We start from the raw sequence: 17,454 nt of genomic DNA, 5'->3' as shown, positions 1-17,454 counted from the left end.
AATGGTTTTTTTGCTTGTTTTACAACTTGAATCTAAAGCAAGAGCAGACTATTATTGTGGTAAATGAGAATTAATATCACTTTGTGAGGCGATTATGGACATGGTGTTATTGCTTGCTGCGCTGCTTTTTATTGGGCTGCTTGGCTATAAATTGAAATTACCTTATCAGCTCACGATGGGAGCGGTGCTGCTAACGGTTGCGTTGGTTGGTTTAGAACACATCAATGCGTTACCGGTATTGGTGATCTTGTATTTTATGGCTCCCGCTATACTGGCGATCAAACCTCCCAAATGGCAAGGTGCCTTGTTCTGTTTGGGTATTGTATTACCGCAACTGGTGCAAATGGTAATGATGGTTTAACGATGACCATGGGTTGAGTTCAGCAGTGAATCACACTGTTTACTATTGAGCTCAACCACTTCTTTCTCCTCTGAACAGACTCGGTTCTTCCCCATTTTTTTCGAATGATAGAGCGAAATATCTGCTCGTTTAAACCACTGTTCCGGAGTATCGGTGCGCCGCACTTCTGCTAACCCAGCACTGATAGTGACTTCGGCATGCCTAGGGTAGTGTGCCTGTTGAATTCGGCATCCAATGTGGCTGATGACCATCAAGGCCTCATTCAGTGTGGTGTTTTCAAACAGCAGTAGAAACTCATCGCCGCCTAATCGAAACAGTAAATCTAATTCGCGGCTGTGAGTGTTAATAATCTCGACCAGCTGCGTGATGACTTTGTCACCAGTGTCATGGCCATAGAGATCATTAATTGTTTTGAAATGATCTACATCGATGACGGCAATAACTGAATATTGATGACTCATCTGGCAGAGTTGAATGTTTTTACGCAAAAAACTCTCAAGTTGGTGGCGATTCAGGCTGCCAGTCAATGCGTCACGGGTTGATAGATAGAACAATTCTGCGTGCAGTTTACGAATGGCATCCACAACCACATACATGATGGCAGCGCAGGCGCTGATCGCAAGGCTAAAGCGTAAAGTGACTTCTGAAGTTTGATGCGGAATCAAAGCCCATATGCTAGATGGAATAATGATGAAAATCGTCAGTAAGTTGTCTTTGGGCGGGAGTAAAAAAGCAATCGAAATGATCACCGGGAAAAGCCAGTAACTCGCCAAAGTGCCAAAGATGTGGATCGCCATAACTACAATGATAACGACTAAAGAGAGTGGAAGCCGAAAGCCCCATGGCGTTTTTTTCTGGTGGTAGATTGCGGAGATTTCAAACAACAATGTGCATTGAAATACGATGATCAAACCGCCTAAAACGATCTGATGAATCATCAGATTTTTCATTGCCAAAGGGAAAAAAACCAAACTGGAAATTGAGGCGATGAAAAGTGATACTCGACGCTGGTAGTAGATATTTAATAGCTCTGAACCAGTAAAAGCAGAAGTTTGGTTTGGTTTTTTCATCACGTTCACCCTCTGCTCTTTTTGTAAGGCTACGAAGAGATGAGTCAGAAAGCAAAGTCAGTGGTGTCGCAAAAATGAGGATAGGTTCACCTATCCTCATTGAGTGCTATTCTTAGAGAGGAAATTCTGCCATTTGAGTGGCAAGAATTTGCTGCGCAATATAGCGGTGTGTTGCCGTGGTGGGATGGGTGACCTCCCAGAACACGAAACGGTCGGAGCCTTGGGCTGCACACTCAGCAGAAAGTGAATGGGAAAGTAAATAGTCGGCGGCTGAGCTACGTCGAATATCCAAACACGGTGAATTCGCATTTGCAAAACCATGTTGTTGAGGATCACTGGTCATGCTTTCGAACAACGCATGTGCATCAAACAGTGCAATACGAATCCCCTGCATTTGGTAGTAACGGGCTTGTTCACGGATAAACGCGTTCATACCGATGATTTTGTTACGTACCGTTTCAATCTGCTCTTGAGTCGAATATTGAAATTGTGGCGCACGCGTTGCGTCTGGTAACGTGAGCAAAACAATGTTCTCGGCTCCCGCATCCACCAAGCGAATCAACGCAGAACTGTAATCGGCTTTAACGTCAGCGAGGGAGCGGTTGTAGTTCATGAAATCATTCAAGCCAAATTCCAAGGTAAATAAACTGTTTTCCGGTTGGTAATGCTTTGCCAGCTGCATGTATGTTAGGTATGAGCTGACTTGCTCGTAAACCCCAGTCAGAGCGATGTATTGGTTACGTCCTGCGGCTCCCCCCACAGCCCAGTTATAAACGGGGATGTTTAACCCTTGCGCCAAATATTCCGTCCAGACAAAACCGTTTGAGAAATGGCCCAGAAACCACGATGACGGATTTGGGAAACGCCATTGAGAGGCATTAAAAATGTTGCCTGTATCGGAAAGGCTATCACCAAAGACAATCACCTTATTGATCTTGTTTGGCTGCACTGAAGAATCATTGCTCCAGATGGTGTGATTGTATGAGAGTCGGGTATCTGCGGAAAAATAAGTCACATCGGCAGTTTCGTGTGTGACACCAAGTGTTTCATAGCAACGTTGTTTAATGGTGTCTGGCTGAACATCGGTATAAAACATGTTTTTATGACTGATGCTTGACCACCAATAGCCGTTGATTGTGTAGTAACCCCCTTTGTTATTTTTTGCCCACTCCCAGGTGGTGTATGGGTCATCATGTGTGGCGGCAGGACGATACCAACACCGAACGTAGGTGTAGGTTTGTTTGCCTTGAACCTGTTCCACTTGAGCGCGGCTCATCAGTGGCATTTCAGTTGCTGTCCACGGGTCAGTAGCGGCGGAAGCAGAGAGGCTGGTTAAACCAGCGATTAAGGTGAAGAGCGCTGTTCTCATTGTTTATCTTCTTATGGGTAGAATAGACAGATTGACGATCTGGTCAGATCTGTTTGTATTGTGAATGAGACATTCATCAGGTCAATGAAAACTGGCCAACCGTTTCTCTAGCTTGGAAGTAAGATCAATAGTTGTTTACTAAAGCGTCAATAGCGGTTTTTACGAAGAATATGTTGAAGTAGAGTTTTGACGTAACAATAGAAAACAATATTTCATGTTGATTTTCATAAATTAATTCAGACTAAATTAGTTCAAATTAAATTAGAGTGATTCTAATGTGAAAATATTAGCAATGATTATTTTAGGGATTAATTATTTTACAATAAATAAAAAGTTTCTTGGTATGAATTTGTGATCTGCTGTGAGTTTTTTATTTTGCAGTATTTTACATTTAGAAATATCAGTGATATTTCAGTAAGTATGCAGTGGTAATAAATATATAGAAACATATCTTGTGAAAAATAATATTTTTATCGACCACTGTTCAATGGAGCTGCATTCAGCTACTTAGCACCATCGGCACATGCAACACATCAAGGATGACGAGGGTACCCCATGAGACGCAATCAAAATGGGTATGTTCTGATTACTTAAAGCAAACTGGTATTCTCATTTTTACTCGGAGAATTAACGATGGGTGATTGATGCCTATTCATTTGAGTAAGTTTGTTTATCGCTAGTTGTTTCAGTAGTTTGAGTATAAGTCACTTTGTTTGGAAATCTCTCTTGTAATAACACTAAAAATAACAGAGTCAGTGAGGTTTATATGCCAAAACTCAATCGTTGCGCAATCGCGATATTCACAATATTAAGCGCAATATCCAGTCCAACCCTGTTGGCAAATATCAATGAACCAAATGGTGAAGCGGCGGATATTATTAGTCAAGTCGCTGATAGTCATGCAATAAAATATTATAATGCTGCTGATTGGCAAGCTGAAGACAACGCATTACCGAGCTTAGCTGAACTACGCGATTTGGTGATTAACCAGCAAAAACGCGTTTTGGTTGATTTCAGTCAGATCAGTGATGCTGAAGGTCAAGCAGAGATGCAAGCCCAATTCAGAAAGGCTTATGGGGTAGGCTTTGCTAATCAATTTATTGTCATCACTGAACATAAAGGGGAGCTGCTGTTTACACCTTTTGATCAGGCACAAGAGGTTGACCCTCAATTACTCGAAGCGCCGCGTACCGCTCGCTTATTAGCGCGCTCTGGTTTTGCAAGTCCGGCACCGGCAAACAGCGAAACAAATACCTTGCCGCATGTGGCTTTCTACATCAGTGTCAACCGTGCGATCAGCGATGAAGAATGTACCTTCAACAACTCTTGGTTGTGGAAAAACGAAAAGGGCAGTCGTCCGTTCTGTAAAGATGCCAATATCTCATTGATTTATCGGGTTAACCTAGAGCGTTCGCTGCAATACGGCATTGTGGGTTCCGCTACACCGGATGCCAAAATTGTGCGTATCAGTCTAGATGATGACAGCACGGGAGCCGGCATTCATCTGAATGATCAACTCGGTTATCGTCAGTTTGGTGCCAGTTATACGACGTTAGATGCCTATTTCCGTGAGTGGTCAACCGATGCGATTGCCCAAGATTATCGCTTCGTGTTTAACGCATCGAACAATAAAGCGCAGATCCTGAAAACCTTTCCTGTCGATAACATTAACGAGAAATTTGAGCGTAAAGAGGTTTCAGGTTTTGAGCTTGGGGTGACTGGTGGGGTGGAAGTCAGTGGAGATGGCCCGAAAGCCAAACTAGAGGCGAGAGCAAGTTATACCCAGAGTCGCTGGTTAACCTACAACACACAAGACTATCGTATTGAGCGTAATGCGAAGAATGCGCAAGCGGTTAGCTTTACATGGAATCGTCAACAATACGCGACAGCAGAATCGCTACTCAATCGTTCGACCGATGCTTTGTGGGTGAATACCTACCCGGTAGATGTAAACCGTATTAGCCCGCTGAGCTACGCGAGTTTTGTGCCGAAAATGGATGTGATTTATAAAGCCTCAGCCACAGAGACAGGCAGTACGGATTTTATCATCGACTCTTCGGTCAATATCCGCCCAATCTATAACGGTGCTTATAAGCACTACTATGTGGTCGGTGCTCATCAGTCCTACCATGGCTTTGAAGATACCCCACGTCGTCGAATCACGAAATCGGCAAGCTTTACGGTCGATTGGGATCACCCAGTATTCACGGGTGGCCGCCCGGTCAACCTACAACTTGCCAGCTTTAACAACCGCTGTATTCAAGTCGATGCTCAAGGTCGCTTGGCGGCCAATACGTGCGATAGCCAGCAATCAGCGCAATCTTTCATCTATGATCAGCTTGGTCGTTATGTGAGTGCGAGTAACACCAAGCTCTGTCTTGATGGTGAGGCATTAGACGCATTGCAACCCTGTAACCAAAACCTGACTCAGCGTTGGGAGTGGCGTAAAGGCACAGATGAATTGACCAATGTCTACAGCGGCGAGTCCCTTGGACATGACAAACAAACGGGTGAGCTTGGTTTGTATGCGAGCAGCAACGATGCGGTAAGTTTACGTACCATCACCGCCTATACCGATGTGTTTAATGCACAAGAAAGTTCGCCGATTCTGGGTTACACGCAAGGAAAAATGAATCAGCAGCGTGTGGGACAAGATCATCGTTTGTATGTGCGAGCGGGTGCTGCGATTGATGCATTAGGGGCCGCCTCCGATTTATTGATTGGTGGCAACGGTGGTAGCTTGAGTTCGGTGGAGCTGTCCGGCGTGAAATCCATCACGGCAACCTCTGGCGATTTCCAATATGGCGGTCAGCAGTTGGTGGCGCTGACATTCACCTACCAAGATGGGCGTCAGCAAACGGTAGGCTCGAAAGCGTATGTCAGCAATGCTCATGAAGATCGTTTCGATTTACCGGATGCCGCTAAGATCACTCAACTGAAAATTTGGGCTGACGATTGGTTGGTGAAAGGGGTTCAATTTGATTTGAACTAAAAGTAGACCGTCAACATAGCCATTAAACAATGGAAGCATGCCCTGAAATTTCAGGGCATTTTATGTATTTAATGTTCTTTATTTAGTCATTTATCGACTTAACAATTCAGAAACAGAATAATTTTGCCATACTACTTCAAAGGCTGAACTTATTTAGGTGTACAGAATTCCCTTTCACATTAGGGTAAAAGTACGCAATCACAATACTAAGCGCGAGACAGCGTAAGTCCAGTTTGCTGACATCCCTACAACCCTTATAGGTCAGCAGACTCTTTTTTCTGAACGATAGGTACGAGACATGATCATCAATAAATTTTCCCTTAAATGGATGTTGGCTATTGCCGTCGCCATCCCTGCGATAGCACTGTTGTTTGTGGCTTTCACCAGTCTAAACACCATGTCAGTGATGCAAGCACAGTCCAACAGCTTGTATGCCAACACGGCTGCACCAATGCGTGCCATGGCTGAAGCAACCTCACGTATTCCTCGGATGCGTGTCGGTATCGATATGATGCTACTGCAAGAAACGGCGCTCAAAGATGCGAAAGGGGTTCTCAAACGAGTCGAAGAGGCAAGAACCGAAGATATCCCAGAAATGCGTCAAGCAATGCAAGTTGCGGTGGATTCGCAAGTGAATCCGGAACTCAAAGAGCAGGCTCGCAAACTTCAAGCTCGTTTTGAACAAATGGTGCGTGAAGAGTTAGAGCCTATGCTGCAAGCCTTTGCCAATAACGATATGACCACGGCACAAAACCTGTACCGTGATAAGTACGCACCTACTTATGGTGAAATGCGCAAACAAGCGAATCAGATCCTTGATACGCTTTTGCAGCAAGCAGAACAGCAAAACCGTGCAAGTGTAGAGAGCTTTGAGTCTGGACGCACCCAGCAAATGGTGATCATTGCGGCAGGTTTGATCATTTCATTTATCACTTCACTGGTCATCATTACGAACTTACGTAGTCGAGTGTCTTATTTGAAGGACAAAATGAGTTCAGCAGCGGCAAATTTGTCGTTGCGTGCGCGAATTGAGTTGGATGGTAACGATGAGCTTTGCGATATCGGCAATAGCTTTAATGCGTTTATTGACAAAGTGCACCACTCGATTGAAGAGGTGGCAGAAAACTCAAAAGAATTGGCTTCTATGGCTTCCAGTGTTTCACAACGCGCCCATACCACACAGACTAACTGTGCGTCACAGCGTGACAGAACAGTACAGGTGGCGACGGCGATTCATGAGCTAGGTGCCACGGTATCGGAAATTGCTTCTAATGCGGCGATGGCCGCGGATGTGGCGAAACAAGCAACACAGCATTCTGGCGAAGGTAAAAAAGTGGTGGGTGAGGTACAAACTCGTATTCAAACACTGGTTACTGAGTTAGACAATGCAACTCAAGTGGTGACTTCTCTTGCCACACAGATCAATGGCATCAGTTCAACTCTTGATACCATTCGCAGTATTTCTGAACAAACCAACTTGCTGGCTCTGAACGCAGCAATTGAAGCTGCGCGTGCTGGTGAGCAAGGTCGTGGTTTTGCGGTGGTGGCAGATGAAGTTCGTACTTTGGCAAGCCGCTCTGCTGCATCGACGGAAGAAATTCAACAAGTGATCAACCGTCTACAGAGTGAATCGAATCGTGCGGTGGAGGCGATGGAAAAAGGCCGTTCACAAAGTGATGTGGTCGTTGAGTTTTCCGCTAAAGCGAACCAGTCTTTAACCGAAATTAATAGTCAGATTGATCAAATTAATGATCAAAATATTCAAGTTGCGACCGCGACAGAGGAACAATCAACCGTGGTGGAAGACATCAATCGCAACGTTGAAGACATCAACCAACTGACGACAGAAACTTCACACGTGGCCGATGAACTAAGCCGTGCCAGTACAAACTTGCAACGTCTCTCTTCGCAGTTGGATAAATTGGTTGGAGGCTTTGAGTTGTAAGCCTTATTCTTTTGTCTCTGTCAATAAAGAGTGAACTCGATTCATTTCAGCCTCAACCTACGTTGGGGCTGTCTTTTTGTTGTTAATTAATTGTTATTAATTTGCTCGTCTTGTTCACATTTTGAACTTTTGTCATTCGGTATTCGTTCACTTCTCTTCTAGCCTAAACCACAGCAAGAGGTCGGATCTCTTGCTCATGAATCTTATGCTTTCACCTCATGAAAGTGGCGCAACGTCTGAGGTTTTCAGGGATTGAAGGCAAGAACGAGAAGGAATATCTCTTGAATAAAATCATTATATTAATCGCTCTCTCACTGTTTTCTTCCTCAATTTGGGCAGGAGCCAGTGCTCACGCGTTATCGCAACAAGGTTATACCCAAACCCGTTATCCGATAGTCTTAGTTCATGGTCTATTTGGCTTCGACACCTTGGCGGGGATGGATTATTTTCACGGTATTCCGCAATCACTGACCCGAGATGGCGCTCAAGTGTATGTGGCACAGGTTTCAGCGACCAACAGCTCTGAGCGTCGAGGTGAGCAGTTGTTAGCTCAGGTGGAATCCTTACTGGCGGTAACGGGAGCGAAAAAAGTGAACTTGATTGGGCATAGTCATGGTGGCCCCACCATTCGCTATGTGGCCTCTGTGCGTCCTGATTTAGTCGCTTCGGTGACCAGCATTGGTGGCGTTCATAAAGGTTCGGCAGTAGCGGATTTATTGCGTGGTACCATTCCGCCAGGATCAAATAGTGAGCAGGTTGCTGTTGCATTGACCAAAGGTTTTGTTGCCTTAATTGATCTTTTATCTGGCGGAGAACCTCATCCACAAGATCCTCTCGCATCACTTGCCGCGCTGACGACAGAAGGCTCACTGAAATTCAACCAATACTATCCAGAAGGCGTTCCAACATCCAAGTGTGGAGAAGGTGCGTATGAAGTGAATGGGGTGCGTTACTACTCATGGAGTGGCAGTTCGACCGTGACCAATGTGTTGGACCCGAGTGATGTGGCGATGGGCGTATTGGGTCTAGTGTTTTCGGAGCCGAACGATGGTTTAGTCGCGACCTGTAGCACTCACCTTGGTAAGGTGATCCGTGATGATTATCGAATGAACCATCTCGATGAAATTAACGGCTTGTTGGGTATCCACTCTCTGTTAGAAACCGATCCCATCACTTTGTATCGTCAGCATGCCAATCGACTCAAACTCGCAGGTTTGTAGGAGCAGATGATGAAGAAGATCGTATGGAGTGTAGGAACATTAGTTACCCTTGGCGCACTCTGTGCGATCTTCGGGTTATCAAGCAGTACGCCGCCAGCACTAGGTACACTATCGCAGAAAGACATTCAGCCCGATCAATCCAGTCCACGAGATCTCTTAGAATTTTTTCTCTCTGGCATGGGGGAATCCTCACTACCTGCCATTAAGCGGCAGGTACAAGAGTATGAGCAGCAAACACAAGGTTTGTTGCTTGATGGCGATGTGTTTGATCGGTATGTCGATTACAAAGCTGCCGTAGCGGAGTTGAGTTTTCCCGATGTTGATGGAGGGCTAACTGGACAAGCATGGTGGCAGTTACATCAAGCATTATTGGAGCTTCAAGCGCAGTATTTTACTGTTGAGCAACGAGCGTTATTTGCTGAAGAGAATCAGCTGCGTGAACTCGCGATTCAAAAGCGATTGATCTACGAGCAATATGGGCAAAATGAAGAGGCGCAGCGAGCTTGGCAAGCACTGCTAGCCGAGCAGCCCGATTTTATTCAGCGCAGTGAGGCGGCCGCACAGCTATTGCCGCAGTTAACTCAAGCAGGGCAGGGGGATGCGCAGCAACGCTATTTGGCTCGCGTTGCCTTGGTGGGTGAGCAAGGGGCGCAGCGTTTAGCGGAGCTCGATGATTCCCGTGCGACATTTGAACAACAGTTTCAGCACTACTACCAAGCGCGGGCGGCAATATTAGTTCGCAACGAACTCTCTGCCAGTGAGCAGCAAATCCAAATTCAGCAGTTACGAGAGCAGCACTTTGCGCCTGAGCAGTGGCGACGTATTGATGCGTTAGAACGGCTGAAAGATAGCGGGGAATAAGGCTTTTCGTATCGGTAGGAGCCTCAAAAAAAGGGGCACCCGAAGGTGCCCAAATCCATGGTAGAGAAGGGAAATTACAACTTAACTTTAATGGTTTTGGTGGTGACTGCACCGCGATCATCCATCACTTTTAGCAGCACATCATGCTTGCCATAGCTTGGGAAAATGGCAGTAAACATACGGCCGCGCTTAATTTTGCCATTCGGCAGTGTCCATTCCGTGTCGACAATGCGGCCATCACTGTCGGTACTGGTTGACCACATGGTGACCCAGCGACCGAGGTGAATGTAGTGAGCATTCGCCTCTGGTAAAGCGTTTGGTTTTTCCACTTTGATGATTTGTTGATGAGTATCGCTATCACCTTTGTCATCCGTCACCGTTAAGGTGACAGAGTAACTGCCCGCTTTGGTATAAGACCAAGTTGGAGCGGCTTCGGTACTGGTTTGACCGTTACCAAAATCCCACAAGTAGCTGACGATGGAACCATCACTATCGCTGCTGGTGTTTTGCGCAGTGACATTCAAGCCTTCTACGTTCAGTTCAAATCGCGCTACCGGTGCGATGTTTGCTGTACTGACTTTGGACAGACGAACAACACCGTACTCATTCTCTTTGCTTTGTGAGAGCAAATCGATTTTCAGACCAAATGGCATCACTTTGCGGCCAGAATCTGGTGCTTGTGGTGAGCTGTAATCTTGATCGTCCGAGAACGAGGCATTCGCAGTTAAGTTCATATCTTCCAGCGTATTGCCATCGGCCGTGACCAGTTTGAGCGGCGCTTGATCAAACAGTGAGAAGGTTGCATCACGCACTTGGAAACGCGTTTGTGCCACTTCGCCCGTTTTTGACCAGATCAAGGCATTTTGATCCGCATCGACAACGCCTAGCCAGCCTTCACCAGGATGTTTGCCCACCCAGTTATCCGCATAAGATTCGTCCACATACCACACCAGCAAGCCGGGTTCGAATGACATCAGTTGCCCGAAGCGTTTCAAATTGGCTAAGCCTTGGTCAACGTCATTGTGGCTACGCCATTGCAGCAAGTAGTAATGATTAGCTTCGTGGAAGCCGCCATTTTTGGTAAAGCCATTGAAAGCAAAACTGGAATCACCCTCGGCGTTGTCCAGTACACTCTCCGTGCCATCGACTGTCAGGCGTAGGTCATCGATGTACAAGCCTTCCATCGCCAGACCACCATCGGTGACATAATCAAACGCCAGTTCAACGCTTTGTCCTGCCCAAGCAGAAAGATCAAACTGTGCATCCACCCAGCCAGAAGAATCACCAGAAATCGCTGGGACTAGGCCAGTATTGTATGGGTCATCCATCGTGGTGATACTGCCTGCGATCGGTTGGCCGTTGATCAGCACACGAGCAAAGTCATAATCTTTTTCAATTTGAAACCAAGCTTTAAAACTCAGAGTGGTATGGCTACCCGCTGGAATGACTAGTGTTCGACTCATGCGGTTTTTCAAATCATCGCCACGGTTTGAGTAGAAAGAAAACTCGCCTTCCGCCGGCTTGATGCCGTCCACGCGTTTCATCGGTAAAGTGACTTTCACCATGTTGGGGCGTGAATTGTCGGTGGTTTGGAATAGTGTGACGACGCGAGGATTTTTTTCCAATTCATTGATCGTCAACTGTTCATGGTTGATCCAGCGGCCACCGATGGCATTTTGTAAAAATTGTTTTGACCAAGAGCTGAACGCGGTCGGTTGCGTGCCTCCAATTTTACCGGCCCAACTACCAGACGACATGATAGACCAATAAGATACGGGTTCACCGGCTCCTGTGTATTGGGTGTCATATTCATCGGGTAAGCCTAGATCGTGACCGTATTCGTGAGCACAAACGCCTGCCGCGGCATCAATGGGTTGAATCGTGTAGTCAAATGCTGCGAATTGGCCATTGAAGCGTCCAGGAACGTTGCTTTTCGTGCCTTCAAGAACATGGTAACGGCCAAGGTTAAAGCGGTGTGACCATATGGCATCCGCCCCCAATACGCCGCCACCGGCTTCTTCCCCCACAGAAGCGTGGAAGACCATCAAATGGTCAATCACGCCATCGGGCTCACGAAAGTTGCCATTGCCATTGTAGTCGTAACGATCTTCGATATCGTAGTCAGCAAGATTAATGCTCGGGTCACGTGCCAGTTGATCGAGTGCTTCACGCACTAATTCTTGAGCATGTAAATCACTGTTGGTGGTCGGTGAGTTGCCACCGTAATACGCAGCATTTTTCGAAGCGCGATACCAACCGGCGGCTTGGCCTGCAACACTGTATGTGTTGCCGGATTCACTCTCGTAGTATTGACGCATCGAGATAAAGTTTTCCCCATTCGGCCCAGTGTAGCCTCTATCAGAAAACAGCAAATCTTGATAGTGGGAAGCTTCATAACGATCGTAGAGCATTTCTGTATGCTCTTTGGTTAGACGGTTGTCATCCCAAGGAAGATCTGGGAAATCAATCAATAAAGCCAACACTTTGTCGGTGCGCTTGGCACTGACATCTAGGGCGAATACACGTGCTTTGTGTGAGCCTTTTTGCTTATCAATGACCTTAAGGATTTTCGCACGCTGTTCGAGGGCTTTTTTGCCAAATTGAGCATCGCCTTTAAAACCAGAGCGAATTTTGTCATCCAAATAATGCTCAAGTGCAATACGTTTATCGCTGTCAGACGCATCAGCAGAAATTTGCCCAGTACGCACTAACATCTCAATTAATTTATCCTCATTCACCACGCCTAAATCAACGGGAGTTTGAGCATATAAGCCACTGCTAAAAAAAGTCGCTACCGCGGTCGCTAATAGCGTTTTTCTGATAGTTTTCATTTTATTTCCTTAATATTTCCTTATTTAAGGTATGACAAAGCTAACTGAAACGGCTCAGTTAACCAGATAGGGTGATACTATTGAGAATCTGGATTAATACAGTTTGGTTTTAATTCACCCACAGGTTCAGGTGAAGAGGTTTCTGGTTCTGTATTTGGGCGTGATTCTGTCGGTTCTTTTCTTTTCCCGACTCTCTTTTGTAAGTATATCGATAAGGCTTTTTGCTGTTGCTCATAAGATAAGCCTTGGCAAATAACCCCTTGTTCAATCAAGGATTCGATTAGCTTTTCATCGTTAGGTGGTACACTCGCAAACAATAAGCCTGAATGGCAAAGAATCCCTAACCCCAATAGAAAGCGCATACAACATATCCATATGTAAAGTATTTGTAACAATTTATGATTGAGGGGAATTGATAGCAAGTGTGAATTATTCTACGTTTGAAATAAGGTCACATTTACAACAAATTTAGTAAACGAAATGGCACTGGCCTTAATTATAAATAAAACAGTTAAATATTCGCTATGATTACATGAATAAATGATATTGATGTCGATATAAAATATGGGAAAAGTTACTTGTGTTAAGTAAATCGAGTAAAAATTGCCACGGCCAGTTTCAATAGAAAATAAAAACCTTACTGAAATATGCTGAAAATAAAGAAAGGAGTCATGCTTAAATAAAAATTAATAATTTGATCTTGCTTCACTTATTTATTGTTTGATGAAATCTCTTTGGGAGATACCTAAGTAGAGAAATAGGCACTTAAATCAGCATTTACCGCCTAATGGCGTGTTGAAAGATAAGATTTGGGAACAAGGGGACAAAAAGAGCACTGTTTTAAGCTTAGCAAAGGTGAGTATTGCCCCAAAATGGTGAGCATGAAAGCCTTATACCACAAGCCTTAGCTCGAAATACGTTATATTTTTCAGCCCGTATTGCACCCCGCAACTAAACATGCTTTATTGAAATCAGAAATACTTTTTTACAGGAAGTGGTTTATGTGTCGCTGGCTGGCTTATCAAGGAAGCCCAATCTATCTAGAGCAGTTGGTTTATCAACCTGAGCATTCATTAGTTCATCAAAGTTTAGAGGCCCGTAAAGCGGTCACACGAGTCAACGCGGATGGTTTTGGGCTAGGTTGGTATACTGAGCGCAGTACGCCAGGACGCTTTCATGAAGTATTACCCGCTTGGGGAGATGAAAATCTACGCTCGTTGGCTCACCACATTCGTTCACACCGTTTTATGGCTCATGTTCGTTCCTCCACCGGCACTCAAGTGTCGCGTTCGAATTGTCATCCTTTCATCTATAACCACTGGATGTTTTTACACAATGGCCAAATTGGTGATTATTGTGCAGTCAAATATGAGCTGGAGCGTTCACTGCCTGAGCATCTTTATATTCGCCGGACCGGTACGACAGACAGTGAATTGATTTTTCTGCTGATGCTCAAAAACGGTTTGGAGCGTGATCCGGTGGCGGCGATTCGACAAACGATTAGTGAAATCGAAGTATTGATGCAAACTAAAAGTGTGCAGCTACCCTTTAAAGCTTCTATCTGTATTTCTGATGGGCAGCAGTTTTGGCTGGTTCGTTACAGTAGTGATGGTCAGCCTCCAACGGTTTACCGTAAACCTTGGCAAGATGGGATTATTTTAGCCTCAGAACCTTTGGATGGTTGCCCAAACTGGTTGCTTGTGGAGCCACAAACCATCACCCATGTTCTTGGCGCGGAATGTCAACCGCATACGATTTAAGCAGAAATTCATCTCGTTAATATCGCAAACCCTTGCTATTGATAGGAATTAGCAAGGGTTTGTTATTTTTACACCGTGACACGATATCTTCCTTCACACAGTTGCATTGCGAAGTCAGTTTTGATTATAGTACGCACTCTCTTAATGAGAATGAATATCAAAATAATTTACTTTGCCGTCTCAACTACCGTCGGAAGGAACGTATGAAACCTCTTCTTCATTGGGCTATTTTAGGATTGTTGGCTTCATTTGCTGTACAAGCAGAGACCGTTACGATTGAACATCGCTTGGGTAAAACCACGTTAGAACAAAAACCACAGCGAGTGGTTGTGATTGGTGTGGGTGCGCTGGATGCGTTAGATAGTTTTGGCATTGAGCCCGTTGCCGTCTCTAAGTTTGATGGCTCTCCTGACTATTTGGCCAAATATAAGAGTGATAAATACCCAAGTGCAGGATCCTTATTTGAGCCTGACTTTGAAACGATTTACACCCAAAAGCCGGATTTGATTGTGATTGGCCCGCGTGCGGCGAAAAGCTACGACGAATTGTCGAAGATTGCTCCGACCATCGTGTTTGCGGCTGAAGCCGATCAAGGTTACTGGCAGAGTACCCAACAGCAGTGGCGCAACCTAGGAAAAGTGTTTGCGATTGAATCTGCGGTAGAAACCAAAATTGAACAAGTTGACGCGCAATTTAAATCCATCATGCAATACAACCAACAACATAAAAGTGATGCGATGTTGGTGATGAGCTCTGGTGGCAACCTGACCACATTTGGCGCCAATTCGCGTTTTTCCTCCGTTTATAAAGATTTTGGCTTTCGCGAGACTGTGCCAGTGAGCAAAGAGAGTGGCCACGGTGATCTGATCTCGTTTGAGTATATCCGTGAACATAACCCCAAAACCTTGTTGGTGGTTGACCGCGATAAAGTGGTGAGCAAAGCCGAGTCGAATATTCGTCAAACCTTTGAAAATGATCTGGTTAAAGCCACCACCGCATACCAAAACGGCCATATTGCTTACCTCGATGTGAATGCTTGGTACATCGCTATCTCTGGCGTGAAAGCCACAGAGCAAATGGTTGTCGATATGAAAACATCGGTAGGTATGCAGTAGTAAATGCGGGGGAGGGGCAACCCTCCTCTGGTTGACAAGCTGAGGTTAGCTTTGAAAAAGTTATTGCTTGTTTTAGGCGTGATGAGTTTTTGTTCACTGTTTGTTGGCGTGGGGCATTTACCGCTCGCCGGTTTGATTCAAGGTGATGCTGCCGCATGGCAGTTGCTGCTGACCAGTCGAGTACCAAGATTATTGGCCATTCTTCTCTCTGGTGCGGGTTTAAGCATTGCGGGTTTGATCATGCAGCAGGTGAGTCAAAACCGATTTGCGGCCCCTTCCACTTCCGGAACGGTGGAGTGTGCCATGCTCGGTTATGTGTTGAGCCTCGTGCTGTTTGGCCATGGCGAAAACTTATGGCTGATTTTTGGTGTCGCTATGTTAGGCACCTTAGTGTTTGTGTTTTTTATTCAACGTATCCAGTTTAAAAACGTTATTTTTGTCCCGTTGATCGGCATTATTTTTGGTAATGTGATTGATTCCCTCGCGACGTTTATCGCTTATAAATACGATGCAATTCAAAACCTTTCCGGTTGGGCGGTGGCAAATTTTGCCAATTTGCTTAAAGGCGATTTTGAGCTGCTCTATCTGGCAATTCCGGTAGCCATATTCAGTTACCTGTATGCGGCACGTATTTCCGCGGTGGGGATGGGGAAAGATTTTGCAACCAACCTTGGCCTGAAATACCACCAAGTCATGGTTATCGGCGTGGCATTGGTCTCGATGATGTCGGCGACGGTGGTAATGATTGTGGGGCAGCTCCCTTTCTTAGGGTTAATCGTTCCCAATCTGGTGAGTCAATATTACGGTGACAATTTGCGCAAGAACATTCCGCGCACTGCCATTTTTGGTGCGTTGTTTGTTTTAGTGTGTGATTTGGTCGGACGCGTGATCATTTTCCCGTATGAAGTTCCTATTTCAATGATCATCAGCATCTTGGGTGGTTCAGTATTTATTGTTCTGATTTTGCGAGGACAACGTCATGCAGGATAGAACTAAATTACTGCTGTTGATCGTGATTTCGCTGTTGTTTGCCGCGCTATTTATTGGTGTAGGGCTCAATGCGGATAACTACCAATATTTCTTATCGCGCCGTGTGCCGAAAGTGCTAGCGATGGTGTTTGCGGGCATTGCGATTGCGCAATCTTCATTGGCGTTTCAAACCATTACCCATAACCGGATTCTCACGCCGAGTATCATGGGATTTGATGCACTGTACATGTTCACCCAAGTGTTGGTCGTGGTGCTGTTTGGGGGCATGAGCAGCATTGCGATGAATGTGTACTGGAATTTTTCGCTTTCGGTTGCGGCGATGCTGAGTTTCTCAACTCTGCTGTTTACCTTTTATTTTCGCACTGGGCATCGCAATTTGATTGTACTGCTGTTGCTTGGCGTGATACTGGGGCAGCTTTTTTCAAATATCGCTTCTTTTTTTGTGATGTTAATGGATCCGAACGATTTTGCGTCGGTACAAGCCAATATGTTTGCCAGCTTTAATAACGTCAACACGAAATTGGTGTATGTGGTGTCGCCGTTACTGCTGTTAGCATGCGTGCTGTTGTTCCGTCAGCATCGTGTGCTCGATGTCTTTTGGCTAGATCAAGATAATGCCGTCAGTTTAGGTGTGGATGTGCACAAGGTGACGCGCAAGGTTTTATTGATTAGTGCACTGCTGATTTCAATTTCCACGGCGCTAGTGGGACCAATTCTGTTCTTCGGTTTGCTGGTAACGAACCTGACTCGCGAGTGGTTTCACTCTTATCGCCATTCTACGTTGCTGATTGCAGCGTCGGCGATGTCGGTGTGTGCTTTGCTTTCTGGGCAGTGGGTGATCGAGAAAGTGTTCCATTTCGGCACTACCTTAAGTGTGGTGATCAATTTCATCGGCGGGATCTATTTCCTCTCGCTATTACTTCGCAATAAAGTGGTTTAG

13 protein-coding genes are annotated in these 17,454 nt (G+C 45.4%); 9 read left to right on the top strand and 4 right to left on the bottom strand.

The window, feature by feature from the left end; translation table 11 throughout:
- Positions 1 to 100 precede the first annotated feature (100 nt).
- Positions 101 to 361: a hypothetical protein gene (locus tag EPB59_RS15520; protein WP_055050445.1), complete on the top strand. Its 261-nt coding sequence runs from the start codon at positions 101 to 103 to the stop codon at positions 359 to 361.
- On the opposite strand, the gene EPB59_RS15515 is transcribed toward EPB59_RS15520, so the two are convergent.
- Together EPB59_RS15515 and EPB59_RS15510 are read right to left on the bottom strand one after the other, a co-directional pair.
- On the bottom strand, positions 358 to 1,431 hold the full coding sequence (locus tag EPB59_RS15515) for a GGDEF domain-containing protein (protein ID WP_055031157.1): 1,074 nt from the start codon (positions 1,429 to 1,431) through the stop codon (positions 358 to 360). The genes EPB59_RS15520 and EPB59_RS15515 overlap by 4 nt on opposite strands.
- 112 nt (positions 1,432 to 1,543) lie before the next feature.
- On the bottom strand, positions 1,544 to 2,800 hold the full coding sequence (locus EPB59_RS15510; protein ID WP_154173679.1) for an SGNH/GDSL hydrolase family protein: 1,257 nt from the start codon (positions 2,798 to 2,800) through the stop codon (positions 1,544 to 1,546).
- 766 nt (positions 2,801 to 3,566) lie between these two features.
- Between EPB59_RS15510 and hlyA the strand changes: the two genes are divergently transcribed.
- The 4 genes from hlyA to EPB59_RS15490 all read left to right on the top strand — a co-directional run bounded on the left by hlyA (position 3,567) and on the right by EPB59_RS15490 (position 9,818).
- Complete coding sequence (gene hlyA, locus EPB59_RS15505; RefSeq protein WP_154173677.1) at positions 3,567 to 5,792, top strand: cytolysin VCC; 2,226 nt, start codon at positions 3,567 to 3,569, stop codon at positions 5,790 to 5,792.
- A 298-nt stretch (positions 5,793 to 6,090) separates the two neighbouring features.
- Complete coding sequence (locus tag EPB59_RS15500) at positions 6,091 to 7,737, top strand: methyl-accepting chemotaxis protein (RefSeq protein WP_095458262.1); 1,647 nt, start codon at positions 6,091 to 6,093, stop codon at positions 7,735 to 7,737.
- Between the two features lie 218 nt (positions 7,738 to 7,955).
- Positions 7,956 to 8,957, top strand: coding sequence for a lipase family alpha/beta hydrolase (locus EPB59_RS15495; RefSeq protein ID WP_431355121.1), 1,002 nt, complete (start codon positions 7,956 to 7,958; stop codon positions 8,955 to 8,957).
- Between the two features lie 9 nt (positions 8,958 to 8,966).
- Complete coding sequence (locus EPB59_RS15490; RefSeq protein ID WP_154173675.1) at positions 8,967 to 9,818, top strand: lipase secretion chaperone; 852 nt, start codon at positions 8,967 to 8,969, stop codon at positions 9,816 to 9,818.
- A 74-nt stretch (positions 9,819 to 9,892) separates the two neighbouring features.
- Here EPB59_RS15490 and prtV read toward each other — a convergent pair whose 3' ends face one another.
- Both prtV and EPB59_RS15480 read right to left on the bottom strand, forming a co-directional pair.
- Positions 9,893 to 12,649, bottom strand: a complete 2,757-nt coding sequence (prtV, locus tag EPB59_RS15485) for a M6 family metalloprotease PrtV (protein ID WP_154173673.1) — start codon at positions 12,647 to 12,649, stop codon at positions 9,893 to 9,895.
- Between the two features lie 77 nt (positions 12,650 to 12,726).
- The gene (locus EPB59_RS15480; RefSeq protein WP_055050061.1) at positions 12,727 to 13,011 is read right to left on the bottom strand and encodes a hypothetical protein; all 285 of its coding nucleotides are present in this window, start codon (positions 13,009 to 13,011) and stop codon (positions 12,727 to 12,729) included.
- Positions 13,012 to 13,650: 639 nt separating this feature from the next.
- Here EPB59_RS15480 and EPB59_RS15475 point away from each other — a divergent pair.
- From EPB59_RS15475 to vctG, 4 genes are all read left to right on the top strand, one after another.
- Entirely contained in the window at positions 13,651 to 14,409 is a 759-nt protein-coding gene (locus tag EPB59_RS15475) for a class II glutamine amidotransferase (protein WP_055050060.1), read from the top strand.
- Positions 14,410 to 14,612: 203 nt separating this feature from the next.
- The gene (vctP, locus tag EPB59_RS15470) at positions 14,613 to 15,524 is read left to right on the top strand and encodes an iron chelate ABC transporter substrate-binding protein VctP (protein ID WP_154173671.1); all 912 of its coding nucleotides are present in this window, start codon (positions 14,613 to 14,615) and stop codon (positions 15,522 to 15,524) included.
- A gap of 51 nt (positions 15,525 to 15,575) precedes the next feature.
- Positions 15,576 to 16,514 (top strand): iron chelate uptake ABC transporter permease subunit VctD, encoded by a 939-nt coding sequence (gene vctD, locus EPB59_RS15465; RefSeq protein ID WP_055050058.1) that lies wholly within the window; start codon positions 15,576 to 15,578, stop codon positions 16,512 to 16,514.
- Entirely contained in the window at positions 16,504 to 17,454 is a 951-nt protein-coding gene (vctG, locus tag EPB59_RS15460; RefSeq protein ID WP_154173669.1) for an iron chelate uptake ABC transporter permease subunit VctG, read from the top strand. The genes vctD and vctG overlap by 11 nt, the downstream gene beginning before the upstream one ends.

This window comes from Vibrio metoecus, assembly GCF_009665255.1.
GTDB classification, from domain to species: domain Bacteria; phylum Pseudomonadota; class Gammaproteobacteria; order Enterobacterales; family Vibrionaceae; genus Vibrio; species Vibrio metoecus_B.
The sequence above is the reverse complement of the archived record's forward strand: the minus strand, read 5'-3'. Positions and strand labels throughout refer to the sequence as shown.

Coding starts and splice junctions, on each gene's coding strand:
- EPB59_RS15520 (WP_055050445.1), top strand. CDS start 101: ATGGTGTTATTGCTTGCTGCGCTGCTTTTTATTGGGCTGCTTGGCTAT.
- EPB59_RS15515 (WP_055031157.1), bottom strand. CDS start 1,431: ATGAAAAAACCAAACCAAACTTCTGCTTTTACTGGTTCAGAGCTATTA.
- EPB59_RS15510 (WP_154173679.1), bottom strand. CDS start 2,800: ATGAGAACAGCGCTCTTCACCTTAATCGCTGGTTTAACCAGCCTCTCT.
- hlyA (WP_154173677.1), top strand. CDS start 3,567: ATGCCAAAACTCAATCGTTGCGCAATCGCGATATTCACAATATTAAGC.
- EPB59_RS15500 (WP_095458262.1), top strand. CDS start 6,091: ATGATCATCAATAAATTTTCCCTTAAATGGATGTTGGCTATTGCCGTC.
- EPB59_RS15495 (WP_431355121.1), top strand. CDS start 7,956: ATGAAAGTGGCGCAACGTCTGAGGTTTTCAGGGATTGAAGGCAAGAAC.
- EPB59_RS15490 (WP_154173675.1), top strand. CDS start 8,967: ATGAAGAAGATCGTATGGAGTGTAGGAACATTAGTTACCCTTGGCGCA.
- prtV (WP_154173673.1), bottom strand. CDS start 12,649: ATGAAAACTATCAGAAAAACGCTATTAGCGACCGCGGTAGCGACTTTT.
- EPB59_RS15480 (WP_055050061.1), bottom strand. CDS start 13,011: ATGCGCTTTCTATTGGGGTTAGGGATTCTTTGCCATTCAGGCTTATTG.
- EPB59_RS15475 (WP_055050060.1), top strand. CDS start 13,651: ATGTGTCGCTGGCTGGCTTATCAAGGAAGCCCAATCTATCTAGAGCAG.
- vctP (WP_154173671.1), top strand. CDS start 14,613: ATGAAACCTCTTCTTCATTGGGCTATTTTAGGATTGTTGGCTTCATTT.
- vctG (WP_154173669.1), top strand. CDS start 16,504: ATGCAGGATAGAACTAAATTACTGCTGTTGATCGTGATTTCGCTGTTG.